We start from the raw sequence: 21,440 nt of genomic DNA, 5'->3' as shown, positions 1-21,440 counted from the left end.
GTCAGCTGATCTTTGCCTGCCGCCGGCTGAGCATGGTCATGATGCCGAGCGCGACGAGAATGATGGTGAAGGAAAACAGTGTCGTGACGGTGCCGAGCGCATAGAGCACCGGCGTCGTGACGTTGGTCGTCATGCCGTAGATTTCGAGCGGCAGCGTATTGTAAGTGCCCGACGTCATCAACGTACGAGCGAATTCGTCGTAGGAGAGCGTGAAGCCGAACAGGCCGACGCCGATCAGGCTCGGCGCGATCATCGGCAGCACGACATGGCGAAAAGTCTGCCAGGAGCTGGCGCCGAGGTCGCGCGCCGCCTCCTCATAGGCCGGCGAGAAGCGGTTGAAGACGGCAAACATGATCAGCACGCCGAAGGGCAGCGTCCAGGTGAGATGCGCGCCGAAGGCCGAAGAATACCATGCGGGCTTCAGCCCGCCTTCCTGGAAGACGACGCCGATGCCGAGTGAGACGATGATCGACGGCACGACGAGGCTCGCGACCGTCGCATAAAACAGCACCGTCGAACCGTGGAAGCGGCGGCGGAATGCAAGGCCGGCAAGCAGCGACACGACGACGGTCACGATCATCACCATCAGCCCGAGCGAGAAAGAGCGCCGGAAGGAGGCGCCGAAATCGCCGACCGCCTGCTTTTCGAACAGGTTGAAGAACCAGTGCGTGGAAACCCCGTTCATCGGGAAGGTCAGGCCGCCGTCCGGCCCCTGGAAGGAGAGGATCAGGATCGCCGAAAGCGGGCCGTAGAGGAAGAGCACGAAGACGGCGAAGAAGACCGCCAGCAGATAGAATTCGAGGCCGCGTTTTTCGTGATTCATCTCAAAGCTCCTTGCGGATATCGACGACGCGCAGGATCGCCGTGACCATCAGCAGCACGACGCCAAGCAGCACCACGGCATTGGCGGCAGCGGCCGGATATTGCAGCAGCGACATCTGGTTCTTCATCATCAGCGCCACCGAGGCGCTCTGGCCGCCGGACATCACCTGCACCGTGGAGAAATCGGCCATGACCAGGGTGACGACGAAAATCGTGCCGATCGCCATGCCGGGTTTGGCAAGCGGAATGACGACATTCCACAGCACCTGCCAGCCCGACGCGCCGGCATCGCGCGCCGCCTCGAACAGCGACCGGTCGATGCGCATCAGCGTGTTGAAGATCGGCGTCACCATGAACAGCGTGTAGAGATGCACCATGGCGAGCACGACGGCGAAATCGGAATAGAGCAGCCATTCGATCGGCTGCGGAATGACGCCCATCTCGATCAGCGTCGAATTGACCAGACCGTTGCGCCCCAGCACCGGGATCCACGAGATCATGCGGATGATGTTCGACGTCATGAACGGTACGGTGCAGACGAGAAACAGGATCATCTGCGTCGAGGTCTTGCGGATGTGGAAGGCCAGGAAATAGGCGACCCAGAAACCGATGACGAGCGTCAGGCCCCAGACGAGAGCCGTGAATTTCAGCGTGTTGAGATAGGTCTTCCACGTCACCCACGAACCGAGCGTATCGGTGTAGTTCATCGTCAGGAAATCGGGATAGAGGCCGGCGAAGTCGTAATCCCAGAAGCTCACGACTGATATCATCGCGATCGGCAGCAGGAAGAAGAAGCCGAGAATGCCGATCAGCGGCGTCGCCTGGAGATAGGAGATGGCTGAGGGGGAGAGGCGCAACGCGCGGCGGCCTGCACTTTGCTTGCCGTCTTCCGTTGCCGTTGCGATGGTTGCCATAATCCGCTTCTCCGTTGTGATTACGTCAGGTGGGACGAAGGTGCCTGCCGCCCCCTCATCCGCCTGCCGGCACCTTCTCCCCGCTGGGGAGAAGAGAATCGCGGCAGCGCCTCGACCGCCGCGAACCTCGATTTTCTTCACGCGACCCCAGCCGCGAACTCCCGCTTCTCCCCAGCGGGGAGAAGATGCCCGAAGGGCAGATGAGGGGGCGGAGCGAAGCGACGTCTTGAGCGATAGCGAAAGACAGCTCGCTCCACCGCCTCCGGACTCCCTCCCCCTTGTGGGGAGGGTTGGGGAGGGGAAAGCGGCAAGCGCTTACGCCGCGATGAACTCGTTCCAGCGGCGGACCATGTAGCGGTCTTCGTCCATGACGGAGTTCCAGCAGGCGACGGCGCCCATGCGGGCTTCGAAGGAGCCGCCGTCGCGCACTGCACCGGCCTTCTCCATCACCTTGCCTTCCGGCGAGAGAATATCGCCGGCGGCCGGCTTGCCTTCGATCCAGTAGCCCCATTCGTCTGCCGTCATGAAGTTCTTCGCCGTCTCCATGCAGGCGGAATAGTAGCCCTGGCGATTGAGGTAGCCGCCGACCCAGCCGGATGTGTACCAGTTGATATATTCATAGGCCGCGTCGAGCTCAGCGCCCTTGAGGTGCGAGGCAAGGCCGAGGCCGCCGCCCCAGGCGCGGTAGCCTTCCTTGAGCGGCTGATATTTGCAGGCGATGCCCTTGGAGCGGACGGCGGCGACGGCGGGCGACCACATCGACTGGATGACGACTTCGCCCGACGCCATCAGGTTGACCGACTCGTCGAAGCTCTTCCAGAAGGCGCGGAACTGGCCGTCGCCCTTGGCCTTGATCAGGAATTCGATCGTCTTGTCGATCTCTTCCTTGGTCATGTTGCCCTTGTCGGCATATTTGATGTTGCCCATGGCTTCCATGATCATCGCCGCATCCATGATGCCGATCGACGGGATGTTGAGGATCGAGGTCTTGCCCTTGAACTTCGGGTCCATGATATCGGCCCAGCTGGTGATATCGCGGCCGACGAGATCCGGGCGGATACCGAGCGTATCGGCATTGTAGATCGTGGGAACCATCGTCATCCACTGCGTCGGTTCCTTGGCGAATTTCTTCGCATCCTGCGCCTCGACGAAGCCGACCGTGTGCGGCGCCGTGCCCTGGGCGATGACGCTCTCCGGCTTCATCTTGCCGTCGATGAACAACGGCACGATCTTGTCGTAATATTTAAGCTTCTTGACGTCCATCGGCTGCAGCACGCCCGTCGGAAATACCTTCTTGGCGATCCAGTATTCGATGTCGGCGATATCGTAGCTGTCGGGCTGGGTGACGGCGCGCTGGGCGGCGGCGTCGGAATCGGTGGCCGTCATCTCCAGCGTGATGCCGAGATCGGCTTTGCACTTCTCGGCAATGGCGTTGATGTTGGAAACGCCGGTGCCGAACTGGCGAAGCGTGATGTTCGTCTGCGCCCAGATAGTGGGAAAGCCGGTGATGGCGCCGGAGCCGGCGATGGCACCGACGGCGGCGGCACCCGTCTTCAAGAGTGCACGGCGGGACAGCCCCTTCTCCGTCTTGGTCGATGTGGTTTCAGTCGTCATGTCAGTTCCCCTTTTTTGATGTGGAAGGTCTTGGTTCTTGATTGGTCATGCGGAAGCGCGGCCGAGCAGCACGGCATCCTCGAGCGCCCAGCTGAGCGAAACCGCATCGCCGACCGAAACCGGCCGGGCGAAATAGTCGCCATCGTCGGATATGACGGTGAAGTCGTCGCTGCCGGCGCCGAAAACGGTGATCTTCACAGAAGAGCCGCGATATTCGACATTGGAGACGATGCCGTTGAAGCCGAGCGTCCATTCGCTCGCCACCTGCAGCCGCACGCGGTCGGTGCGGATGCCGATATCGACCGGTTCGCCGACCGCCCTGCCCTCGCCGCGCACCGAAAAGCTCTGCCCTTCCGGCACAGTCATCACGAGCACGCCGTTCTCGCTTGAGGTCACGCGGCCGCTGAGCACGTTGTGATCGCCCATGAAGCGGGCGACGAAAGCGGTCGCCGGCCGCTCGAACACTTCGCGGGGCGCGGCCGCCTGCTCGATCCGGCCGTCATTCATGATCACCATGACATCGGCGAGCGCCATCGCCTCTTCCTGACTGTGGGTGACGTGGACAAAGGTGATGCCGAGCGATTTCTGCAGCTTCTTCAGTTCGGCGCGCATGCGGATCTTCAGGAACGGATCAAGCGCCGACAGCGGCTCGTCGAGCAGCAGCGCTTCGGGATCGGTGATCAAAGCGCGCGCCAGCGCCACGCGCTGCTGCTGGCCGCCGGAAAGCTGGGCCGGACGGCGGCCGGCATAGCCGTCCATCTGCATCAGCTTCAGCATGTCGAGCGCCTTGGCCCGCCGTTCCGCCTTGTCGACGCCCTTCATCTTCAGGCTGAAGGCGACATTGTCGACGAGATCGAGATGCGGAAACAGCGCGTAGGACTGGAACATCATCGCCGTGCCGCGCTTGGCCGGCGGAAAGTCGGTGACGACTGTATTGCCGAGGCGGATATCGCCCGACGAAATGCTCTCGTGACCGGCGATCATGCGCAGCGTCGAAGTCTTGCCGCAGCCCGAAGGACCGAGGAAGCAGCAATAGGAGCCGGCCGGGATCTTCAGGCTGATCCCGTGAACCGCCGTCGTCGCCCCATAGACCTTCGAAACGGATATTATATCGATCTCTGCCGCTTTCGACATCATGCCTTCCCCTGTTTGGAGAAGAGGATGCATCTGCCGTGCCAAATCCCAGGGAGGCGCCTCAAGCCATTGCAGATAAAAGATTTTATGTCCCACACACCTGCAAGAGCAAAAGACGAGCAGAACTTCGTCTGCACATGATTTAGGCTATCGTGCTCAATTCGTGCAAAAGATCGTATACAATTTGATCGTCACTTCGGGCACAAATTCCGTTTAACTTTTGCCGCGAAGCCGGATATGGTTTGCCCGCCATCAGGGAATGAAATTCATGAAATCCGCCGCCAAGGCCATGCAGGAAGATACCGCCGAAACCGGCGCGCAACAGATTCGCGACGCCATTCGCGAGGCGATCGTCGAGCGCAGGCTTTCTCCCGGCACCAAGCTTTCCGAAAGCGATGTCGGCAATCTCTTCAATGTCAGCCGCACGCTCGCGCGCGCCGCCCTGCAGGCACTCTCCTATGAAGGCCTCGTCAGCGTCGAGAAAAACCGCGGCGCCTTCGTCGCCTACCCCTCGCCCGAGGAAGCGCGCCAGATCTTTGCCGCCCGCCGCCTCGTCGAGCCCGGTATCCTGCGCGAAGCCGCGGCCCACATCACCCCTGCCGATATCAAGCAACTGAAACAGCTTCTGCTGGAAGAAGGCCGCCTGATGAGCGAACGCGGCCAGACGGCGCGCCGCGCCGAAATCAAGGCGTCGGGCGATTTCCATCTCATGCTGGCGGAAATTTCAGGCAATGCGATCATGCAGCGCTTCATGGAAGAACTCGTCGCCCGCTCGTCGCTGGTCATCGCGCTCTACGGCCAGTCGACCGCCTCGAGTTGCGGCCATTCGGAACATGGCGACATCATAGCGGCGATCGAAAGCAAAGAGCTTGACCGCGCCTGTCAGCTGATGCTGCATCACATCGCCCACATCGAGGCCGATCTCGACCTGCGCGAGCGCAAGAGTCTCGGCCTCAAGGAAGCCTTCGAGCTTTGAAGATAGAGCATGTCTCGCAAAAGTGTGCAGCGGTTTTGTGATAAAGACATGCGCAAAAACAAAGACCTAAAGCGTGACGCGAATCTGAAAGATCGCGACACGCTTTAGTCGGCAGCGTCGCCGCCCCCACCCTTCCAATGCAATCTTGAATATTACCAGGGCGTCTTCTTCGGCAGGATCTCGAATGCTTCGAAGATCTCTTCCGCCGTGCGCGGCTCGCTGGAGCGCAGCTTCACAGCGCCGTCGCGGCCGACCAGGATCAGCCCGAACTCGCCCGACGGCGGCCCCTGCAGCCGCTCTCGGATATCGTCGGCATCGAGTTCCCATTCGTCGTCGAACAGCGCAAACGCGCCGCCGCCGGCGATGCTGAACACTTCGACGTCTTCTTCGATGAGACGCATCTGCGCCTTGCGCAGCCATTCGTCCTGAATGAGGGCGCGATCGTCCTGCGCGTCGGCAAAGATGATCAGCACCCGCTTTCTGTCGCGAAACTGCTCGAGCGATTGCGGAAGATCCGGCTCGCGGCGAGGCGTGCCGATGATTTCGTGAACGATGGATTTCAGCATGGTGCCATTCCTCGGCCATCGCTTGATGTGGCCGTATCTATCCGAATAAACGGCCTGGAATGAGCGAGGTTCCGCCAGGAGGCGGAAAAGGATCGCAGCCTTGGCCGCGACCCTTCGTCTGTCAGTCGCGGTTCTGGTCTTCGGCCGTATGAGCCGAAACGGCGACGGGGTCCGGCGTGCCATTGACGAGGAGACGCTTGCGCACGAGCACGCGCATCACGCGCGCTGCCGTCGAGAAGGTCATCTGGTCGAGCGGGCCTTCGCCCTCCCACGGCTTGGTCAGCCGCTCGGTGACGGCGCCGACGATGTTCATCGGCACGATGTCGGTGCATTCGCGCATGGCTTCGAAAACGAAGCTGATGGGGATGACGCGTCCCTCATGCGTGACGATCGGTTCGGTCAATTCGCTGTCCCATTCCTCGAAGGCGTAAAGCGCTTCGCGAAACAGCTGCTGGAGGTTGAACGGCGCGTGGCCGTCATGAAGTGGCGGCAGGGCATTCATCATGTCTGTCTCCTCTTGATGGATTGAAGCCAAAGTCCTCCGGTATCGGTCGCGCCAACGCGGGGAACGGAGCGTTTTGCTGCCCCCTGCGAACCGAATAACACGATTGATTCTATAGAGTAACACGCCGGGGTAAAGCCCATTTCTCGGCGCATCAGGAAGCCGTTTCCATAACGCGCTGATATTCTTGCATGTTTTAGTCGAAATTTTCTCCGCCGCCACCATTCTTAAAAATCTATGCCACGGCCGAATAGGCGCTTCAAAACGGCTCAACAGGCCTGAAAAACCCTGAAAATTCACGGAACTTTTGCCGCTGTAATTTGTTTTGTTCTCACAATCGCCGAACCGACTGGGGTTATCACCAATGACGCAAATCCGTGAACCGGAGCGCCGAAGCAGAATCGTGCGCGGCCGCCCCTATAGCCTTGACGAATTCGCTTCCAAATACGGCCTGCAAAGCGACCAGGCCGAGAGCCTGTTCACCCGCTTCGGGCCGTCCTCGATCGAACTCGACCTGCTGATGGCGGCCAAGCGCCGCGCGCCGGTTTCCGAGGACAAAATTGTCGACGAACGCCCCTGAAGAACGGAACGGATCAATGAGCGACAGACGCCACGAATGGATCAGCAAGAGAGCCTACGCGATCTGGGAAGAACAGGGCCATCCGCACGGGCGTGAGAACGAGCACTGGCGCCAGGCGGTTGCCGAACGCGATGCGCTGGAACGCACGCAAGCCTCGATCGACGGCCGCGAGGTGCTGGTGAAATTCCGCCCCAAGCCGCCGCGCCCGGAACTGCCGAGCCAGGACTGGATCGATCCTTCGACGAAGGTCGGCTGACCTTTATCCATCGCCCGCTTCAAGAGAGAGGTCGCGGCCTGCCGGTAAAGAAGACCGGCAGGCGGACCTCTTTCTGCGTGGCATAGCACACAGAATCAGCCGCACGACGCCACAGTCACGCGGATGATGAGCGCCGCCCACATCGAGCAAAACGCCTAAAATGGCACAATGCAGCCGCTTTCATAGGCACCGCTGCTCTCGCTGGAAACGCTTCGTCAAGCATATCGGCACAAATCCAGGGACTATGCGCTCCCCTCCGACCCGCCCGAGACATTGCCGCTCGACACTCTCTTCGCAAAATCGGAAACGGATAGACATGAAAACGGGCTCATGCGCGAAGCACGGATTCATCTTGGCCCGGCACCGATCGATCTGTTTATTTCGGGGAAAAGCCTGATACCGCCGAGGCAGCCAAGCCTTGTCAGAAGGCTTTGTTTTCCTCGCAAAGCGCCCGGTGAACCTCGGTCCAGAACAGCGCCAGCGGGGTATCGCCGTTGCGTTCGGCCACGAGGGCGCGGATCAGCGCTTCGGAGCCTGCCATGTCCTGCCAGCTGGATTTCAGGCCTTTGGCGGCCTGTCGGCATTCGGCAATCTCGAACGGTCTCTTGCTGTCCATATGAGGCCTCCTCATGCAAGGCGCTAACAGACGGAGCCCGGATTGTCATTCCCCGCATATGTGGGGATGCCTTGTATTTGTGAGGGTGCTCACGGTAGGATTGAGGGAATTGGGGCAGTTGAAATGACCGAGAATACATACAGCGAAAAGTTCGAGTCCACCTTCGAACAGATCAAGGCAGCGGCCAATGTGGATGCTGCCATCCGCATTCTGCAGGCCGAATATGCCCTCGATTTCGTCACCTACCATCTTGCCCAGACGATCGCGAGCAAGATCGATTCCCCCTTCGTGCGCACCACCTATCCGGATGCCTGGGTCTCCCGCTACCTCCTGAACAGCTATGTGAAGGTCGATCCGATCGTCAAGCAGGGCTTCGAGCGCCAGTTGCCCTTCGACTGGAGCGAGGTCGAGCCGACGCCGGAAGCCTATGCCATGCTGGTCGACGCCCAGAAGCACGGCATCGGCGGCAACGGCTATTCCATCCCCGTGGCCGACAAGGCGCAGCGCCGCGCCCTCCTGTCGTTGAACGCCCGCATCCCGGCCGAGGAATGGAACGAACTGGTCCGCCGCTGCCGCAACGAATGGATCGAAATCGCCCACCTGATCCACCGCAAGGCCGTCTACGAGCTTCACGGCGAGAACGATCCGGTGCCGACATTGTCGCCGCGCGAGATCGAGTGCCTGCACTGGACCGCCCTCGGCAAGGATTACAAGGACATCTCGGTCATTCTGGGCATCTCCGAGCACACCACGCGCGATTACCTGAAGACCGCCCGCTTCAAGCTCGGCTGCGCCACGATTTCGGCGGCCGCCTCGCGGGCCGTGCAACTGCGCATCATCAATCCTTAAAAGATCCGAATCCGATTTCGCAGGCGTCGGTTCAAGAGCGTCGCGATATTTGAGATTGCCGCCGCGCTTTCGCGCCTCGCTTGCGCATGTCCGGACGCCAATCCTCATACTTTTGGGCTAATCCCCCCATCTGAGGGGGCTCATCTGAGGGAATTTCCGATCCCCGCCGTCTGGACCATTCTGCTCCCCACGGACTTGCAAACGCTGGAGGGCAAAATGTTCGTTATCATTCAGGCACATGAGTATCAGAAATACGCCGCCGTACTCGACCAGTTGTTTCGCCTGCGCAAGAAGATCTTCGCCGATACGCTCGGCTGGGACGTTCCGGTGATCGGCCCCTACGAGCGCGACAGCTACGACTCCCTCTCCCCCGCCTATCTTGTCTGGTGCAACGACAGCCGCACCCGTCTCTACGGCGGCATGCGCCTGATGCCGACGACCGGCCCGACGCTTCTCTACGACGTCTTCCGCGAGACGTTCCCGGCCGCTGCCGAGCTCGTCGCCCCCGGCATATGGGAAGGCACGCGCATGTGCATCGACGAGGAAGCGATCGCTAAAGACTTCCCGCAGATCGATGCCGGCCGGGCCTTCTCCATGCTGCTGCTTGCGCTGTGCGAATGCGCGCTGGAGCACGGCATCCATACGATGATTTCCAATTACGAACCCCACCTCAAGCGCGTCTACAAGCGCGCCGGGGCCGAAGTGGAAGAACTCGGCCGCGCCGACGGATACGGCAAGTATCCCGTCTGCTGCGGCGCCTTCGAAGTGTCGGACCGCGTGCTGCGCAAGATGCGCGCCGCCCTCGGCCTGACCCTACCCCTTTATGTCAGGCACGTGCCGGTTCGCTCGGTCGTGACCCAATTCCTGGAGATGGCAGCATGAACCGCCTCGTTGAAACCGCAACCCAGAAAGATCTCGGCGCGCTGGAGCGTCACGTTCTCGCCTCCCGAGACATAGCCACCCAGATGGGAGATTCCTTCCTCTCCTATCTCCTCTCGATGGCGCTGTTCACCATCTACGAGAAGAAGGCCCGCTACGAAAATGAGGCGCTGAAGAGCGGCTCGGCTGAAGACGCGGTCCTCCCCCGCCGCGCCTGAAGACGAGCATGCCTCCCGGCCGCCTCGCGCGCAGCCCCGGAACCCGCAACAGGGTTTGGAGGGCTGCGCGCCGCGGTCACGTCATCAGGGAATCGATCGTCGAAATCAGCGTGTCGTGCATGTAGGGCTTCGGCAGGAAGGCGGTATTGGCGGGCAGAGCCATCGGATCGAGCCGCACCATGCCCGAGGTGATGATGATGCCGATGTTCGGCCGCATCGCCCGCACGCGCTTGGCAAGCTGGATGCCGTCCATCGAGCCTGCCATGTTGACGTCGGTGAAGAGAATATCGACATCCTGCCTCCCCTTCAGCACCACCAGCGCCTCATCGGCATTCGCCGCCTCCAGCGCCACATGGCCGACATCCTCCAGCACATCGAGGATATTGAACCGGATTATCGGCTCATCTTCCACGATGAGCACCACGGCACTGTTCGAAGCCACCATCGCGATCGCCCTCTTCATCGACTACGATCTCAATAATTGTCGCCCGCGCGACAAGGTTCCAGTGCCCTGCCCACGAAATATGCATCGTCCACAGATGCTTGCGCTCTCCGCTTGTGGCTCCCTGCAATTTGCGTTAGAGCGGAACCCGTGCCGCGGGAACCATTGCCCCGGCATCCCGCGTCCACCATCGGCGCCAAGGGCCTGTAGCTCAATGGTTAGAGCCGGCGGCTCATAACCGCTTGGTTGGGGGTTCGAGTCCCTCCGGGCCCACCATCCTCCCCTTGCTTCAAGGCGCCTAGAGGGTGGCTAACCATCAGGTTAGCCTGTGTTCCTGGCGCCTTCTTTATCGACATTTTTCTGGAGAGTTTTGCCATCGCCTCGCGGGCAAGCCTCTGCTGCTCGGCCTCGCGGCTGTATGGCGACAACGTCGACATCTGGGACATGAGCAGGCTTGCGCCGATGATCGTGGCGCTGACCGAAAGGCCGGAGGCGATAGCGCGGCCCGACTTCCGCGCCGCACTGGAGGAGTTCGACTTCTGGCAGCTTTCCGATCAGGACGACGCCGATCGCACGGCGGGTCGTCGTCGCGGAATTTCCCACCCACCCAAATCTGAAACCATACGCCGGAGTGCTGGCATGGATCGACAAAACTTTCTGGTGTGCGTATCGCTGCCGGCAGCAGCGGAGTGATGCGATGACGAACGAACCAGCTGTCGGCCAGGCCGGGCGTCCGCTGCTGCGCCGCATCCGCCTTTGCGCCAACCATTGCCCGATCGCCCAAGTAGTTTGGAACATGGGAGCTCAGATGAGCTTTGTCTCCTCCATAGTCCTTTCCCATGCCTCAATCTGTTTATCAGCCTCCGCCAAGACATTGCTGAAGTACAGTTCCATGAAGTCATGAGGCTCCGCCCGACCTCTGAAGCGTTTAAAATCCGCAACATTTATTTGTTGACGCGGATCATGCTTAAGGGCGTCGACCAACAGGTTTCCAATTTCAAGTACAGGACGCAAATTGGTGCGTAGCATGAAGGCGGAACCGATCCCGGCATAGCCTATTTCGTTCTCAAAGTTATCGAATTCCGGGCGAGAAAGCTGCTCTTGCAGCGAGCGGAGGCCCGCCATCATCGAAAAAAGAAGATCCATTGTGGGAGCTTCCTGATCGCCTTCTCGGATAACCTGTTTGAGAAGTTTGAGCGTTATTCTGGCAGAGTTTACGGCGTCCTTGAGTCGTTGCGCCCGGAGATAAACGGGGCGCGTTGCGTGCCTCATCGTCTCGCGATGATGCAACCGCATGTCGTTCACTTGACGCGAAAGAAATATCAGCGTCGCGAACGTAACCGCGCCGCCGAACCAGCCACTGGTCGCCGACACCCATTGGCGGAAGCAATCGCCCTTATCGCCTGGCGAACATGTCATTTTCAAAAGTTGCTGAGTTTGACTGAAACCGGCAAAGGATATGACGCTGATAAAAACAAAAGCTGCGAGCGCGATCCACACTCCATAGCGCTCGTACCAAGATCTCATCTAGATTCCCCCGATTATAGAGAGAGCATAGATACTGCCGCGCAACCTTTGCAAGGGGTGGCGGTATGATCTGGCGACAGGAAACCTATCGCGCCGTGCTGCAGAGCGGCGACGTTGATGTCGGCTGCGTCTATCCGGCGGTCGCATGTGGCGCTGGCGGATCTGGGTGACATCGAGCGGCCACACGAGCAATGGGCGAAACCTTTCCGAGGTCCGCGCAAAGGCGGACGTAGAGCGGCGCTTCCGCCACTTTCTCAACGAGGCGCAGCTGGTGAACAAGGCGGCGTCAGGCGGCCTCGTCGAGCCCGATCACCAGGCGCTTACCCATGGCGGCGAGCGCACTGACAAGCAAGGGCACGTTCGTGGCGACATCAGGATCCAGAAGGCGGCGCGCTTCCTTCTCGTCCTTGCCCATGCGGCGGGCAAGCTCGCTGCGCGCGATCCCCGCCTGCTGGAGGGTTTCGATCACGGCGACCTTGGCGGCGACCTCTGGTCGGGCGTGACCATGACGCCTTCGGCCTTGGCTTCCGGAAGGGACTTGCCCATCTCCAGATATGTCAGCAGCGCCACGCCGAGCGCGTCGGCCGCCATCTCGCGGGTATCGGCCATGTCGTTGCCCTCGGTGATGGCCTCGGGCACGTCGGCGAAGGTGACGGTAAAGCCGCCTTCGCATTCGGTTGGCTCGAAGGTTGCCGCGTATGCGTAAGTCTTCATGGTTCGGTCTCCCTGGCGGCCACCATTGCCCTGTTTCGACATGGGCAAACGGTTTCGGCGGTCTGGGGCTCAGCCCCGGACCCTTTCTTATCTTCGCCGCCGTCTTCGGGTCGATCTCCCGGCTCGGGAGGGTCGTGAACCGGTCACCTATCCAGACCGTTGCATGCCCGCCCTTGCCCTTCAATTTGCTGACCCGGAAGGAAAGGCCGCGTTGTTTCCCTGAGTTCAGCGATGAAGCGATCCCGCTTGTTCATGTCCATCTCCGTTTCGGGAACTGTGTCTGGAACGAATCGCCAATTGAGTCGTTGATTCGCTGGTCCGTGGGAGGGACCACGCCATGAGCAAACGACGTTTCAAGGCGGTGACAATCACGATTAATGGAAAAAAGAAAACCTTGAGGACGGTCCTGCAGGCCGGAAATGCCTTGCTCAACGACTGGCCCGAGCAAACGCCGGCGGCCAAAGCCGCCGAGATGATCGTGCTTGATGTGTTCGCCGATATCGCAGATCCAGAGGAGGTCCGTCGCGCCCTTATCGCTGCAGCCAGAGCCAGCGACATCAAGTGCAGTTCGTGACAGGCGAAGCGCGCTCTTGCCACTATAATTGCTTTAAAACGCAAAAGCCCCGCTGTCTCGGCGGGGCTCTCACTACTGATCTGCTGGAAGGCTCTTAGAACTTTACGCCGATGCCGAACTTGAGTTCGTGCTGATCGAGATCGGCATCCACACCGAGAACGTCCTTCTCGCCGAAGTCGTTGAACCGATACTCGCCGCGGGCGAAGATGTTGTTGGTGATGGCAAAGTCGACGCCGGCCCCGACGGTGTAACCGTTGAAAGTCTCCGTCTCTTTATCCAATCCCGGCAGATCGACGTAGCCGCGCGTGGCCGTCCAGCCGGCGGCGCCGTAGATCAGTGCTTTGTCGAAGGCGTAGCCGACACGGCCGCGAACAGCGCCGGCCCAATCGGTCCCAACGTCCGCTCCCAGCGTTTCCTCTTCATTCCAGTTGTGTTCGAGGTTGCCTTCGATACCGACAACAATGTTGTCGAACTGGAAGTTATAACCTGCAAATCCGCCGAAGACGCCGCCGTTGAAGTCCTCGGAAGCGCTGGCCCCACCGGCGCTGAAGTCACCGTTGAGCCATGCCGCACCGCCATCGATACCGAAGTACGGACCCGACCAGGTGAAAACAGGCGCAGCCGCAACGGGAGCCGCCGGGATGTCTTGGACGGCATCGGCTGCAAATGCGGTGGTTGCGAGAAGTGCGAGCAAGGTAGTCGCGATAGTCAGTTTCATCTTCTGTACCCCATGATTACAACGCAACCAGAGGATACCGCGCCACTCAACAGAAAGCTGTAGCTACAGCGGCACACACGCACAATGGTGCGGTAACGGACAAAGCTGTTCCGCTTGACAAGCGACGATTTCGCAAGGGCATCACGTCTCTAATAGCTGCAAGACCGCCCATCGCTCGGTCTGAACCCACCGCCGCAAGCTGGATTGAGCGGCTGACGCTCGTAATAGCCGCCGCCGATCGACGACGTGTAATCGACGTTTCCTGATGACGTGCAGGCCGAAGTGATCGTGGCAAGGCTGATCAGCGTTCCGGTCGCGACAAGTGCGAAAAATCGGTTCATCTGAGCTTCTCCTTCGGAGGGCATGGCTTGAGCCCGAGCGACGCAGTCTACCACGCCGAGGCGATTGCCGGGCGAGGTTTCATCGCGGCGGGCGGCTCCCGACGCCCCTTCTAACGTCAATGTGATCGTCATGCACGCCTGTGCATAGCAGTCATGCCAAATTGCCCATTGCGAAGGCAGCCTGGGCAAAATATATGCCGCCGGCTAACAAAAAAAAGAATGAGTGAATTGACATGAGTGCCATACACAAACTTTTCAACCGCAATCTCCTGAGCCGGTTCGTATCCGGTCTCGGTGCGGTTCCCCAGCGTTTTCGCGAAGCACGCGAAGAGCGCAAGCCCGCCATCCATCCCTCCTTCATGGATGATTTCGGCGCTTAAAATCAAGCGCCGCGTCCGCTAGCCGCAGGGTAAGGCATGGTCTTGCCCTGGCTGGCGTGCATCTTCAGTTCACGACCGGCGATGCCGGTTCGCCCCAGCTGGCCCTGTTTCTTAACCCGCCGTCTTTGCTATGAGGTTTGCCGGATTTGGGATACGGCGGGGCATGTTTGCTTGCCGCAGTACCGGCGTGCCGTGTGCACCCCCTCAGTCCTGCCGGACATCTCCCCCACAGGTGGGGAGATTGGCAAGTGGTCAAACCTTCGCACACGTCTGCCGTTTCACCTTGCTGTGACGCCAGTTGGTTAGGAAAGCCAGCGCTCCCAGCCGATCTCCACCCTTGGTGGGGGTCCGAAGGACGGGTCGAGACCCGTGGCTCGACCCCAGGGTCCGGCAGGCAGAGGGGAGTGCCCCACGGCCCATCCTCTCTTTTTTCTTGTCCAGCCGGACGGCAGTGGCGAACACCCCACGCATTTTTCTCTTCCCGCACCGCCGCCTATCCCTTTCCGCCGCAATAGCTTCACAATCAACCGACAGAAAGTTCATCCGGGAAACGACAACTAGGGAATGAAAACATGGCGCCGATTCTTTCCAAGACTCTTGTAATGACTGCTCTTCTGGCCCTGCCGCTCGCCAGCGCGGCCCCCGCATTCGCGCAGGAGGCAAAGCCGCGCGAGCCGGTGATTTCGGTGACGGGCAATGGCGAATCGGCGCTCGCTCCCGATATGGCCGTCGTCAATCTTGCCGTCGTCAAACAGGCCAAGACCGCCCGTGAAGCGCTCGACGAGAACAACAAGGCGATGAACGACGTGCTCAAGGCGCTGAAGGACGGCGGCATCGCCGAGCGCGACCTGCAGACTTCGGGCTTTTCCATCCAGCCGCAATATAACTATCCGCAGCCGGTCGACGGCCAGCCGCAGCAGCCGCAGCTGATCGGCTACCAGACCATCAATTCGGTGACCGTCAGGCTGCGCGATCTCGCCAAGCTCGGCCAGGTGATCGATCAGTCCGTCAGCCTCGGCATCAACCAGGGCGGCGACATCCAGTTCACCAACGACAAGCCGGAAACCGCCCTCGAAGACGCACGCAAGAATGCCGTCGCCGATGCGGTCAAGAAGGCGAAGACGCTGAGCGAAGCCGCCGGCGTCAAGCTCGGCCGCATTCTCGAGATCAACGAGAACGACCCGCGCCCGCTGCCGCAGCCGGTCTATCGCGCCACCATGATGAAGGAAGCCTCCGACGCCGCTGTTCCCGTCCAGGGCGGCGAGAACAATTACAATGTCAGCGTCACCGTGACTTTTGCCATCGAGCAGTAAAAATGGAAGCGCCGCGCGGTGGCTAAAGCCCCTCCCCAACCCCTCCCCACAAGGGGGAGGGGCTAACATGCTGCACCGCTTCACATGACCTCGACCGCCGCAATCGCTGAGCGGCGGCAGCTAAAAAGACTTTCATTTTGGTCGCTGCAGGCAACCGCGACTTAGCCCCTCCCCCTTGTGGGGAGGGGTTGGGGAGGGGTCTGCCGAGCAAAAAGCCCCTCCAAAAAAGAAACCGCCCTTGCCTGTCCGGAGAGACTGGCAAAGGCGGTTCTGGCCGCCGCATCGGGGAGACGAGGCGGTATTTCTATGAAATCAGCGGCGCAGCGGAGGGCAGCCGCGGACGTTGGCGAAGCTCATCTGGTCGGGACCGCGACGCGTCCAGCCCTGCACGACGACGCGGCGCGGGGTAACGTCGACGACGCGGGCGCGGCGGAAGCCGTAATCGCGGGCCATGTCTTCGGCAAGCCGCGGATCGCAGGCGCGCGGACGGCGGCCGTAGCCGTAGCCGGGCGGCGGAGGCGGACGGCGATAATCCGGCGGCGGAGCCCGATCCGGCTCGCCGATGATAATATTCAACTGGGCGGCAGCCGGAGCCGCCGTGCCGGCAAGGGTGCCGGCGATCAGCATGGCGGCAAGACCCGCCTTTGCCAGAAATTGCATCATTAAAAACCTCTCCTTTGAAGTCGGTGCGGTCGAGCCGCCCTCCCCATTGCCCCATCGCGCCGAAGCGTCGGCTGGGAATCACTCATACGAATCTGACAAGAGACGGCGGAAAGTGGCACCGTCAAGGCAAAACGGCCGGAAACGCCCGTATTGCGCCTCCGGCCGCAGTCCTTAGAGCATGATGCCGAAAAGTGTGAGCGGTTTTCTCATGACATCATGCTCTAACTATTAGCGCCGGATCAGCGGGCAGCCGCGGACATTGGCGAAGACCATCCGGTCCCAGCCGCGGCGGTCGCGGCCGGCAACGACGACGACGCGCGGCGACATGCGGGTGATATGGGCTCTGTGCAGACCGAAGTCGCGCGCCTTGCGCACCGCATGCATCGGCGAGCAGCCGCGGATCGGGCGATGGTACTGCGCCTCGACGATGTAGCTCGTCTGCGGCCCCGCGGCGGCCGCCGTGGAAGTCGTGGCCGGAATGGTGCAGAGGGCGAGCAATGCGGCAAGGCCGGCCTTGGTGAGGAAATGCGTCATGAGGGTCTCCGTCGATTGATACCTAAGCTCTCCCTTCAGGGATTGTCTCGACAGTAAACGCCGCAAACTGAATGGCGTTCGAACCGCACATTCAGATTTCATTCACAAGGATTAATCCTTCAATTGCCGAGGTGCAGCACGATTTCGCGCCGGTGCGGCCGATCGCGGTGCTCGAAGAGATAGATGCCCTGCCAGGTGCCGAGCATCAGCCGGCCCCTTGCAACGGGAATGCCGATCGACACCTGCGTCAGCGCGGCCTTGATATGGGCCGGCATATCGTCCGGCCCTTCGTCCCGATGCACGACCCAGCCCATCGACGGATCGGAGGCCGGCGGCACGAGGCGGCGGAAGAAGGAGAGAAGGTCGGTTCGCACGTCGGGATCGGCATTTTCCTGGATCAGCAGCGAGCAGGACGTATGGCGCACGAAGACGGTGAGCAATCCTTCGGCCTGTCCGGAGGCGCGCACGAATGCCTCCGCCTGATCGGTGAATTCGTAAAGGCCCTGCCCGCGTGTGGAAAGGTTAAGCATCGTCTGGGGCAAGGCGCCCTCCCCGTCTCGGATTGGATCTCCCGCGAGTTGGCGCGCCGCGGCCGGCAAGTCAATGCCTGCCGCGAACCCGAACGGCATGAAACATCGGCATCAGAGCCTGAGCAGCGTCTCGAAGCCGCCATAGATCATTCGCTTGCCGTCGAACGGCATCTGCCACTGGTCGCCCTTCAGCCTCGCATCGTCCATCACCTTGGCATTGATCTCGTCGCGCTCCTGGCGGGACCGGTAGAGGATCCAGGAAAACACCACCACCTCATCCTGCTTGGCCTGCACGGCGCGGGGAAAGGACGTCAGTTCGCCATAGGGCACGTCGTCGCCGATGCATTCGACATATTCGAGCGCCCCATATTCCTTCCAGATCGAGCCGGCAAAGGCCGAGAATTCCTTATAGGCCTCGACATTCTCCTTCGGCACCGCGACGATGAAACCATCGACATAGGACATGACACTTCTCCTCCCTTTGGCCCGCGTTAGCGGGAGAGATAGGAGAGCGGCCGGGCAGGTCCAGGCCACGCCCGATCAAGGCCCATTCACCAGCTTGAGGATGAGCTGCTGGATATTGCCGCCGTCGCCCATTTCCACCTTATCGAAGTCGCGGCCGCGCTGGCGTTGCCTTGCAGAGATCTCGCCGAGGCGGCGGGTCAGTTCGATCCTGATCTTCTTGCAGCCGGGGTCGTCGGCGACGGTCAGCCCGATGCTCATCGTCTCGATTTCCTTGACCATCTCCTTGATGGTGTCGCCATGCACCCGCTCATGCGCCTCAACGCCGGATCTGAACACCTCCCAGCTGCTCTTGACCGGTCCCGGCAGCTCGGCCGCCGGCTTCGGCAGGGTGTAGGTGATGATGAGCTTTGGGCGGTTGGTGACGATGACGCAGGCGGTGCCCTGCGGCTCGTATTTCCGGGTCCAGGTCAGCTTGAAGGTCGTATGCGCGATCACCCGGCCCGTGACCCCGGCCTTTGGGCCATTCGCCCCGATCGATTCATAGAGCTCGGCGCCAGTCTTGCCCGATATCGAATAGGGCCGCACCTCTTCGACCGCTTGCCAATCACCCGAGGCCGCAGCCGGCATCGCCGCGAAAAATGCCGCCAGCAGACCCAATAGAAAAACTGCCCTCACGCACACCCCGCCCGAATGATGTTTCGCGCCGACCCTAATGGGACTATGCGCCGCTTTCAACGATGCATGCATCAGCCCTGCAGCGTCTTCACCTTGGTGAGATCGGGAAAGAGCCGCATCCACAGGAGAACGACGATAATCGTGCCGAGCCCGCCGACGATGCCGGTGGCGACCGGCCCGAGCACGGCGGCCATCATCCCCGATTCGAATTCGCCGAGCTGGTTGGAAGTGCCGATGAACAGCGAGTTGACGGCGCTGACGCGGCCACGCATCTCATCCGGCGTCAGAAGCTGCACCAGCGAGCTGCGCACGACCACACTCACCGTATCGGAGGCGCCGACGACGAGTAGAGCGGCAACGGAAAGCGCGATATTGGTGGAAAGGGCAAAGACGATGGTCGCAAGCCCGAATACCGCGACGGCGGCGAGCATCTTGCGCCCGACATTGCTCTCGAGCGGCCGGCGGGCAAGCACGACAGACATGGCAAGCGCGCCGATTGCCGGTGCGGCGCGCAAGAGGCCGAGTCCCCAGGGGCCGGCATGCAGGATATCACGGGCAAAGATCGGCAACAGCGCGGTGGCGCCGCCGAGCAGCACCGCGAAGAGATCGAGCGAGATCGTGCCGAGCATGACCGGTCGGCTGCGGATGAAGGAAACCCCGGCAAAGACGGAGGCGAGCGTCACCTTCTCGCGCTTGCCAGGCACCCACTGCATGCGGATCGAGATGACGTTGAAGCTCGCCACGGCAAAGAGCAGCGCCGACACGGCGAAGGGCGCGACGGGATCGAGCCCGTAGAGCAGGCCACCGAGCGAAGGGCCGATGATCAGAGCCGTCTGCATCATCGAGGTCGAGGTTGCGACCGCCTTCTGCAGCATGGAGGCCGGCACGATGTTCGGCAGCAGCGCCGCCATGGTCGGCCGCTCGAAAGCGACAACGGCGCCGAGTACGGTAACGGCGATGAGAATTCCCGCCGGCGTCAGCCATTGCTGCCATGTGGCGACCGCCAGCACCAGCGCCGTCACCGCCTCGATCAGCTGGCAGACAAGCCCGATGCGCCGCCGGTCGAAGCGGTCGGCGGCATGGCCGACGACGAAGGTCAGCACCACCATCGGCAGGAACTGGCAAAGACCGACGAGGCCGAGCGCAAAGGCGCTGTGGGTCTGATCATAGATCATCCAGCCCATGGCGATGCCGATGGACTGGAAGGCGAGTGAGGAAAAGACGCGGGAGGCGGCAAAGTTCAGATAGCCGGGGTGGCGAAGAACGCTCCGCGGGCCTTGGGAAATGTCCATTGCGATGTCACCGGCCGGCGGGGAGCTGCGGCCTTCAGGAGGTTAGGAATATCGATCGGTGTTCTGCTCCCAGGGCCGGTTTGTCAATCGGAACGGGCCGGCATCACCGGATTGTGCGCGCCGCAGTCCCCTAGCGCGGCTCCCTCGATATGCTGAGATAGGCAGGATCGAATTCGGCGATTTCCTGCAGGCGCTCCCAATCGACGATGGTGATCGTCCGGTTTTCCCAGGTGAACACACCCTCGCGCCGCAGCGCCTGCAGCGTCTTGTTGAGATGGACGACAGAGATGCCGAGCACGTCGGCCATCTCGATCTGCGTCAGCGGGAACTGAAAGCTTGGCCCACGTGTGCGCCTGACGATCTGCAGGCGCACGAAGAGCTCGCAGACGAGATGGGCGATCTGGGCGCGCTTGGAGCGCCGCCCCATGGCGACGATCCATTCCCGGTGGATGGCGCCGTCGACCAGCGTATCCAGCCAGAGCAGCCGGGTCAGATGCGGCATGCGCTCGGTGATCATCTTGAGGTCGGCATGATCGGCGAAGGCGACGCGGCAGGGCGACAGCGCGACGATGCCATGATCCATCTTCTTGATCGAAAAGGCGTGCAGATCGACGAAATCGCCGGCGACATGCAGCGCCGTGATCTGGCGGCTGCCGTCGGCCATCACCTTGTAGCGCGCCGCAAAGCCATCGAGCAGCAGCGTGCTGTATGCCGGCCGGCTGCCTTCGGAGACGAGATCTTCACCGGCGGCGAAATGCCTGTCCTTGCCGATGATCGACCGAAGATGGCCTTCCTCCTCGGGCGAAAGCACATCGCGGCTTTCGAGGTTGAGCAGCAATGGTTCAATCATGGCCTTGCCCGCCGATACCCCGAAACGTCGGGACCATCTCGCAAAGACCGATATTTTCTATAAGAATCAATGCCTAGCCTCGGGAACAATTCTCTTCATCTCAGATTTCTCCCTTGTTACGCGCAGGAAAAATCATGGCTCGCTACTACTTCGATCTACATAACGGGGAAGGCCCCACGCGCGACGAGCACGGCACCGAGCTCAGATCTCGTGAAGACATCCCGAAAGAGGTGACCCGCATCCTGCTGGATGTGGCCCGCGACGAACTGCCTGCAGGTGATCGCCTGACCATCGCCGTCACAGTTCGTGACGAGAGCGGCTATCCGGTCACGGTTGCCAGCCTCGTCTTCAGCAATGAATGGCTCGACGACCCGCGATGACGGCCGCCCTTCGAGGCTGCCGCCGGATCACCCAAACGCGTCAATCCGACTCGGTGGATCGGCGCGACGCTAAGACCCGCCTTCATGGGCGGCAATTAAATTTGACATAGTTTCGC

At 61.1% G+C, this 21,440-nt stretch carries 31 protein-coding genes and 1 tRNA gene; 12 read left to right on the top strand and 20 right to left on the bottom strand.

Features of this window, described 5'->3' with window-relative positions; genetic code table 11:
• Position 1: 1 nt before the first annotated feature.
• The 4 genes from ATY77_RS30560 to ATY77_RS30545 form a co-directional block, all read right to left on the bottom strand.
• Positions 2–823 carry an ABC transporter permease gene (locus ATY77_RS30560; protein WP_088690169.1) on the bottom strand — a complete coding sequence of 274 codons (822 nt, stop codon included), beginning with the start codon at positions 821–823 and terminating at the stop codon, positions 2–4.
• A 1-nt stretch (position 824) separates the two neighbouring features.
• A complete protein-coding gene (locus ATY77_RS30555) occupies positions 825–1,736 on the bottom strand; it encodes an ABC transporter permease (protein WP_088690168.1) in 912 nt (303 codons plus the stop codon).
• 315 nt (positions 1,737–2,051) lie between these two features.
• A complete protein-coding gene (locus ATY77_RS30550) occupies positions 2,052–3,350 on the bottom strand; it encodes a PotD/PotF family extracellular solute-binding protein (RefSeq protein WP_088690167.1) in 1,299 nt (432 codons plus the stop codon).
• 45 nt (positions 3,351–3,395) lie between these two features.
• Positions 3,396–4,484: an ABC transporter ATP-binding protein gene (locus ATY77_RS30545; RefSeq protein WP_088690166.1), complete on the bottom strand. Its 1,089-nt coding sequence runs from the start codon at positions 4,482–4,484 to the stop codon at positions 3,396–3,398.
• A gap of 268 nt (positions 4,485–4,752) precedes the next feature.
• On the opposite strand from ATY77_RS30545, the gene ATY77_RS30540 reads away from it, so the two are divergent.
• Positions 4,753–5,460, top strand: a complete 708-nt coding sequence (locus ATY77_RS30540) for a GntR family transcriptional regulator (protein ID WP_088690243.1) — start codon at positions 4,753–4,755, stop codon at positions 5,458–5,460.
• Positions 5,461–5,612: 152 nt separating this feature from the next.
• Here ATY77_RS30540 and ATY77_RS30535 read toward each other — a convergent pair whose 3' ends face one another.
• Positions 5,613–6,026, bottom strand: coding sequence for a DUF4174 domain-containing protein (locus ATY77_RS30535; RefSeq protein WP_088690165.1), 414 nt, complete (start codon positions 6,024–6,026; stop codon positions 5,613–5,615).
• A gap of 121 nt (positions 6,027–6,147) precedes the next feature.
• A complete protein-coding gene (locus ATY77_RS30530) occupies positions 6,148–6,531 on the bottom strand; it encodes a hypothetical protein (RefSeq protein WP_088690164.1) in 384 nt (127 codons plus the stop codon).
• A gap of 361 nt (positions 6,532–6,892) precedes the next feature.
• On the opposite strand from ATY77_RS30530, the gene ATY77_RS30525 reads away from it, so the two are divergent.
• The gene (locus ATY77_RS30525) at positions 6,893–7,108 is read left to right on the top strand and encodes a hypothetical protein (RefSeq protein ID WP_088690163.1); all 216 of its coding nucleotides are present in this window, start codon (positions 6,893–6,895) and stop codon (positions 7,106–7,108) included.
• 16 nt (positions 7,109–7,124) lie between these two features.
• Positions 7,125–7,364: a DUF2934 domain-containing protein gene (locus ATY77_RS30520; RefSeq protein ID WP_088690162.1), complete on the top strand. Its 240-nt coding sequence runs from the start codon at positions 7,125–7,127 to the stop codon at positions 7,362–7,364.
• 421 nt (positions 7,365–7,785) lie between these two features.
• On the opposite strand, the gene ATY77_RS30515 is transcribed toward ATY77_RS30520, so the two are convergent.
• Positions 7,786–7,980: a hypothetical protein gene (locus ATY77_RS30515; RefSeq protein ID WP_088673169.1), complete on the bottom strand. Its 195-nt coding sequence runs from the start codon at positions 7,978–7,980 to the stop codon at positions 7,786–7,788.
• 123 nt (positions 7,981–8,103) lie between these two features.
• Here ATY77_RS30515 and ATY77_RS30510 point away from each other — a divergent pair, with 123 nt between their 5' ends.
• The 3 genes from ATY77_RS30510 to ATY77_RS30500 all read left to right on the top strand — a co-directional run bounded on the left by ATY77_RS30510 (position 8,104) and on the right by ATY77_RS30500 (position 9,926).
• Positions 8,104–8,829 (top strand): LuxR family transcriptional regulator, encoded by a 726-nt coding sequence (locus tag ATY77_RS30510; RefSeq protein WP_088690161.1) that lies wholly within the window; start codon positions 8,104–8,106, stop codon positions 8,827–8,829.
• A 216-nt stretch (positions 8,830–9,045) separates the two neighbouring features.
• Positions 9,046–9,711, top strand: coding sequence for an acyl-homoserine-lactone synthase (locus ATY77_RS30505; protein WP_088690160.1), 666 nt, complete (start codon positions 9,046–9,048; stop codon positions 9,709–9,711).
• Entirely contained in the window at positions 9,708–9,926 is a 219-nt protein-coding gene (locus ATY77_RS30500; RefSeq protein WP_088690159.1) for a hypothetical protein, read from the top strand. The genes ATY77_RS30505 and ATY77_RS30500 overlap by 4 nt, the downstream gene beginning before the upstream one ends.
• 76 nt (positions 9,927–10,002) lie before the next feature.
• Here the strand turns inward: ATY77_RS30500 and ATY77_RS30495 are convergent, their stop codons facing one another.
• Positions 10,003–10,371 (bottom strand): response regulator, encoded by a 369-nt coding sequence (locus tag ATY77_RS30495; protein ID WP_088690242.1) that lies wholly within the window; start codon positions 10,369–10,371, stop codon positions 10,003–10,005.
• A 197-nt stretch (positions 10,372–10,568) separates the two neighbouring features.
• On the opposite strand from ATY77_RS30495, the gene ATY77_RS30490 reads away from it, so the two are divergent.
• Together ATY77_RS30490 and ATY77_RS30485 are read left to right on the top strand one after the other, a co-directional pair.
• A tRNA-Ile gene (locus tag ATY77_RS30490) sits at positions 10,569–10,644 on the top strand.
• 168 nt (positions 10,645–10,812) lie between these two features.
• On the top strand, positions 10,813–11,061 hold the full coding sequence (locus ATY77_RS30485) for a hypothetical protein (RefSeq protein WP_088690158.1): 249 nt from the start codon (positions 10,813–10,815) through the stop codon (positions 11,059–11,061).
• Positions 11,062–11,172: 111 nt separating this feature from the next.
• Here the strand turns inward: ATY77_RS30485 and ATY77_RS30480 are convergent, their stop codons facing one another.
• The 3 genes from ATY77_RS30480 to ATY77_RS33480 all read right to left on the bottom strand — a co-directional run bounded on the left by ATY77_RS30480 (position 11,173) and on the right by ATY77_RS33480 (position 12,609).
• Positions 11,173–11,895, bottom strand: a complete 723-nt coding sequence (locus ATY77_RS30480; protein WP_088690157.1) for a hypothetical protein — start codon at positions 11,893–11,895, stop codon at positions 11,173–11,175.
• 286 nt (positions 11,896–12,181) lie between these two features.
• Complete coding sequence (locus ATY77_RS33485) at positions 12,182–12,364, bottom strand: hypothetical protein (RefSeq protein WP_348627676.1); 183 nt, start codon at positions 12,362–12,364, stop codon at positions 12,182–12,184.
• Entirely contained in the window at positions 12,361–12,609 is a 249-nt protein-coding gene (locus tag ATY77_RS33480; protein WP_348627675.1) for a type II toxin-antitoxin system HicB family antitoxin, read from the bottom strand. Before ATY77_RS33480 ends, ATY77_RS33485 begins: the two co-directional genes overlap by 4 nt.
• A 337-nt stretch (positions 12,610–12,946) precedes the next feature.
• On the opposite strand from ATY77_RS33480, the gene ATY77_RS30470 reads away from it, so the two are divergent.
• Positions 12,947–13,183, top strand: a complete 237-nt coding sequence (locus ATY77_RS30470) for a DUF982 domain-containing protein (RefSeq protein WP_088690156.1) — start codon at positions 12,947–12,949, stop codon at positions 13,181–13,183.
• 94 nt (positions 13,184–13,277) lie between these two features.
• Here ATY77_RS30470 and ATY77_RS30465 read toward each other — a convergent pair whose 3' ends face one another.
• Entirely contained in the window at positions 13,278–13,901 is a 624-nt protein-coding gene (locus tag ATY77_RS30465; RefSeq protein ID WP_088673163.1) for an outer membrane protein, read from the bottom strand.
• 149 nt (positions 13,902–14,050) lie between these two features.
• The gene (locus ATY77_RS30460) at positions 14,051–14,242 is read right to left on the bottom strand and encodes a hypothetical protein (protein WP_088673162.1); all 192 of its coding nucleotides are present in this window, start codon (positions 14,240–14,242) and stop codon (positions 14,051–14,053) included.
• A 233-nt stretch (positions 14,243–14,475) separates the two neighbouring features.
• Here ATY77_RS30460 and ATY77_RS33030 point away from each other — a divergent pair, with 233 nt between their 5' ends.
• Positions 14,476–14,622, top strand: a complete 147-nt coding sequence (locus tag ATY77_RS33030) for a hypothetical protein (RefSeq protein ID WP_190237716.1) — start codon at positions 14,476–14,478, stop codon at positions 14,620–14,622.
• 572 nt (positions 14,623–15,194) lie between these two features.
• A complete protein-coding gene (locus tag ATY77_RS30455; RefSeq protein WP_088690155.1) occupies positions 15,195–15,935 on the top strand; it encodes an SIMPL domain-containing protein in 741 nt (246 codons plus the stop codon).
• A 312-nt stretch (positions 15,936–16,247) separates the two neighbouring features.
• Here ATY77_RS30455 and ATY77_RS30450 read toward each other — a convergent pair whose 3' ends face one another.
• The 7 genes from ATY77_RS30450 to ATY77_RS30420 all read right to left on the bottom strand — a co-directional run bounded on the left by ATY77_RS30450 (position 16,248) and on the right by ATY77_RS30420 (position 20,944).
• A complete protein-coding gene (locus tag ATY77_RS30450; RefSeq protein ID WP_088690154.1) occupies positions 16,248–16,598 on the bottom strand; it encodes a hypothetical protein in 351 nt (116 codons plus the stop codon).
• A 228-nt stretch (positions 16,599–16,826) separates the two neighbouring features.
• A complete protein-coding gene (locus tag ATY77_RS30445) occupies positions 16,827–17,132 on the bottom strand; it encodes a hypothetical protein (protein WP_088690153.1) in 306 nt (101 codons plus the stop codon).
• A 119-nt stretch (positions 17,133–17,251) separates the two neighbouring features.
• Complete coding sequence (locus ATY77_RS30440; RefSeq protein ID WP_088690152.1) at positions 17,252–17,674, bottom strand: secondary thiamine-phosphate synthase enzyme YjbQ; 423 nt, start codon at positions 17,672–17,674, stop codon at positions 17,252–17,254.
• 99 nt (positions 17,675–17,773) lie between these two features.
• The gene (locus ATY77_RS30435; protein ID WP_088673156.1) at positions 17,774–18,127 is read right to left on the bottom strand and encodes a DUF1428 family protein; all 354 of its coding nucleotides are present in this window, start codon (positions 18,125–18,127) and stop codon (positions 17,774–17,776) included.
• A gap of 75 nt (positions 18,128–18,202) precedes the next feature.
• Positions 18,203–18,874 carry a DUF922 domain-containing protein gene (locus ATY77_RS30430; RefSeq protein WP_088690151.1) on the bottom strand — a complete coding sequence of 224 codons (672 nt, stop codon included), beginning with the start codon at positions 18,872–18,874 and terminating at the stop codon, positions 18,203–18,205.
• On the bottom strand, positions 18,874–20,094 hold the full coding sequence (locus ATY77_RS30425; protein WP_088690150.1) for an MFS transporter: 1,221 nt from the start codon (positions 20,092–20,094) through the stop codon (positions 18,874–18,876). The genes ATY77_RS30430 and ATY77_RS30425 overlap by 1 nt, the downstream gene beginning before the upstream one ends.
• A gap of 130 nt (positions 20,095–20,224) precedes the next feature.
• Positions 20,225–20,944 carry a Crp/Fnr family transcriptional regulator gene (locus ATY77_RS30420; protein WP_088673154.1) on the bottom strand — a complete coding sequence of 240 codons (720 nt, stop codon included), beginning with the start codon at positions 20,942–20,944 and terminating at the stop codon, positions 20,225–20,227.
• A 134-nt stretch (positions 20,945–21,078) separates the two neighbouring features.
• Here ATY77_RS30420 and ATY77_RS30415 point away from each other — a divergent pair, with 134 nt between their 5' ends.
• Complete coding sequence (locus tag ATY77_RS30415) at positions 21,079–21,324, top strand: hypothetical protein (protein ID WP_088690149.1); 246 nt, start codon at positions 21,079–21,081, stop codon at positions 21,322–21,324.
• Positions 21,325–21,440 lie beyond the last annotated feature (116 nt).

It is taken from the genome of Rhizobium sp. R634, assembly GCF_002211305.1.
Lineage (GTDB): Bacteria > Pseudomonadota > Alphaproteobacteria > Rhizobiales > Rhizobiaceae > Rhizobium.
Note: the sequence above shows the minus strand (reverse complement) of the source record. Positions and strands in the feature narration are given on the sequence as shown.

Coding starts and splice junctions, on each gene's coding strand:
- ATY77_RS30560 (WP_088690169.1), bottom strand. CDS start 823: ATGAATCACGAAAAACGCGGCCTCGAATTCTATCTGCTGGCGGTCTTC.
- ATY77_RS30555 (WP_088690168.1), bottom strand. CDS start 1,736: ATGGCAACCATCGCAACGGCAACGGAAGACGGCAAGCAAAGTGCAGGC.
- ATY77_RS30550 (WP_088690167.1), bottom strand. CDS start 3,350: ATGACGACTGAAACCACATCGACCAAGACGGAGAAGGGGCTGTCCCGC.
- ATY77_RS30545 (WP_088690166.1), bottom strand. CDS start 4,484: ATGTCGAAAGCGGCAGAGATCGATATAATATCCGTTTCGAAGGTCTAT.
- ATY77_RS30540 (WP_088690243.1), top strand. CDS start 4,753: ATGAAATCCGCCGCCAAGGCCATGCAGGAAGATACCGCCGAAACCGGC.
- ATY77_RS30535 (WP_088690165.1), bottom strand. CDS start 6,026: ATGCTGAAATCCATCGTTCACGAAATCATCGGCACGCCTCGCCGCGAG.
- ATY77_RS30530 (WP_088690164.1), bottom strand. CDS start 6,531: ATGATGAATGCCCTGCCGCCACTTCATGACGGCCACGCGCCGTTCAAC.
- ATY77_RS30525 (WP_088690163.1), top strand. CDS start 6,893: ATGACGCAAATCCGTGAACCGGAGCGCCGAAGCAGAATCGTGCGCGGC.
- ATY77_RS30520 (WP_088690162.1), top strand. CDS start 7,125: ATGAGCGACAGACGCCACGAATGGATCAGCAAGAGAGCCTACGCGATC.
- ATY77_RS30515 (WP_088673169.1), bottom strand. CDS start 7,980: ATGGACAGCAAGAGACCGTTCGAGATTGCCGAATGCCGACAGGCCGCC.
- ATY77_RS30510 (WP_088690161.1), top strand. CDS start 8,104: ATGACCGAGAATACATACAGCGAAAAGTTCGAGTCCACCTTCGAACAG.
- ATY77_RS30505 (WP_088690160.1), top strand. CDS start 9,046: ATGTTCGTTATCATTCAGGCACATGAGTATCAGAAATACGCCGCCGTA.
- ATY77_RS30500 (WP_088690159.1), top strand. CDS start 9,708: ATGAACCGCCTCGTTGAAACCGCAACCCAGAAAGATCTCGGCGCGCTG.
- ATY77_RS30495 (WP_088690242.1), bottom strand. CDS start 10,371: ATGGTGGCTTCGAACAGTGCCGTGGTGCTCATCGTGGAAGATGAGCCG.
- ATY77_RS30485 (WP_088690158.1), top strand. CDS start 10,813: ATGAGCAGGCTTGCGCCGATGATCGTGGCGCTGACCGAAAGGCCGGAG.
- ATY77_RS30480 (WP_088690157.1), bottom strand. CDS start 11,895: ATGAGATCTTGGTACGAGCGCTATGGAGTGTGGATCGCGCTCGCAGCT.
- ATY77_RS33480 (WP_348627675.1), bottom strand. CDS start 12,609: ATGAAGACTTACGCATACGCGGCAACCTTCGAGCCAACCGAATGCGAA.
- ATY77_RS30470 (WP_088690156.1), top strand. CDS start 12,947: ATGAGCAAACGACGTTTCAAGGCGGTGACAATCACGATTAATGGAAAA.
- ATY77_RS30465 (WP_088673163.1), bottom strand. CDS start 13,901: ATGAAACTGACTATCGCGACTACCTTGCTCGCACTTCTCGCAACCACC.
- ATY77_RS30460 (WP_088673162.1), bottom strand. CDS start 14,242: ATGAACCGATTTTTCGCACTTGTCGCGACCGGAACGCTGATCAGCCTT.
- ATY77_RS33030 (WP_190237716.1), top strand. CDS start 14,476: ATGAGTGCCATACACAAACTTTTCAACCGCAATCTCCTGAGCCGGTTC.
- ATY77_RS30455 (WP_088690155.1), top strand. CDS start 15,195: ATGGCGCCGATTCTTTCCAAGACTCTTGTAATGACTGCTCTTCTGGCC.
- ATY77_RS30450 (WP_088690154.1), bottom strand. CDS start 16,598: ATGATGCAATTTCTGGCAAAGGCGGGTCTTGCCGCCATGCTGATCGCC.
- ATY77_RS30445 (WP_088690153.1), bottom strand. CDS start 17,132: ATGACGCATTTCCTCACCAAGGCCGGCCTTGCCGCATTGCTCGCCCTC.
- ATY77_RS30435 (WP_088673156.1), bottom strand. CDS start 18,127: ATGTCCTATGTCGATGGTTTCATCGTCGCGGTGCCGAAGGAGAATGTC.
- ATY77_RS30430 (WP_088690151.1), bottom strand. CDS start 18,874: ATGCATGCATCGTTGAAAGCGGCGCATAGTCCCATTAGGGTCGGCGCG.
- ATY77_RS30425 (WP_088690150.1), bottom strand. CDS start 20,094: ATGGACATTTCCCAAGGCCCGCGGAGCGTTCTTCGCCACCCCGGCTAT.
- ATY77_RS30420 (WP_088673154.1), bottom strand. CDS start 20,944: ATGATTGAACCATTGCTGCTCAACCTCGAAAGCCGCGATGTGCTTTCG.
- ATY77_RS30415 (WP_088690149.1), top strand. CDS start 21,079: ATGGCTCGCTACTACTTCGATCTACATAACGGGGAAGGCCCCACGCGC.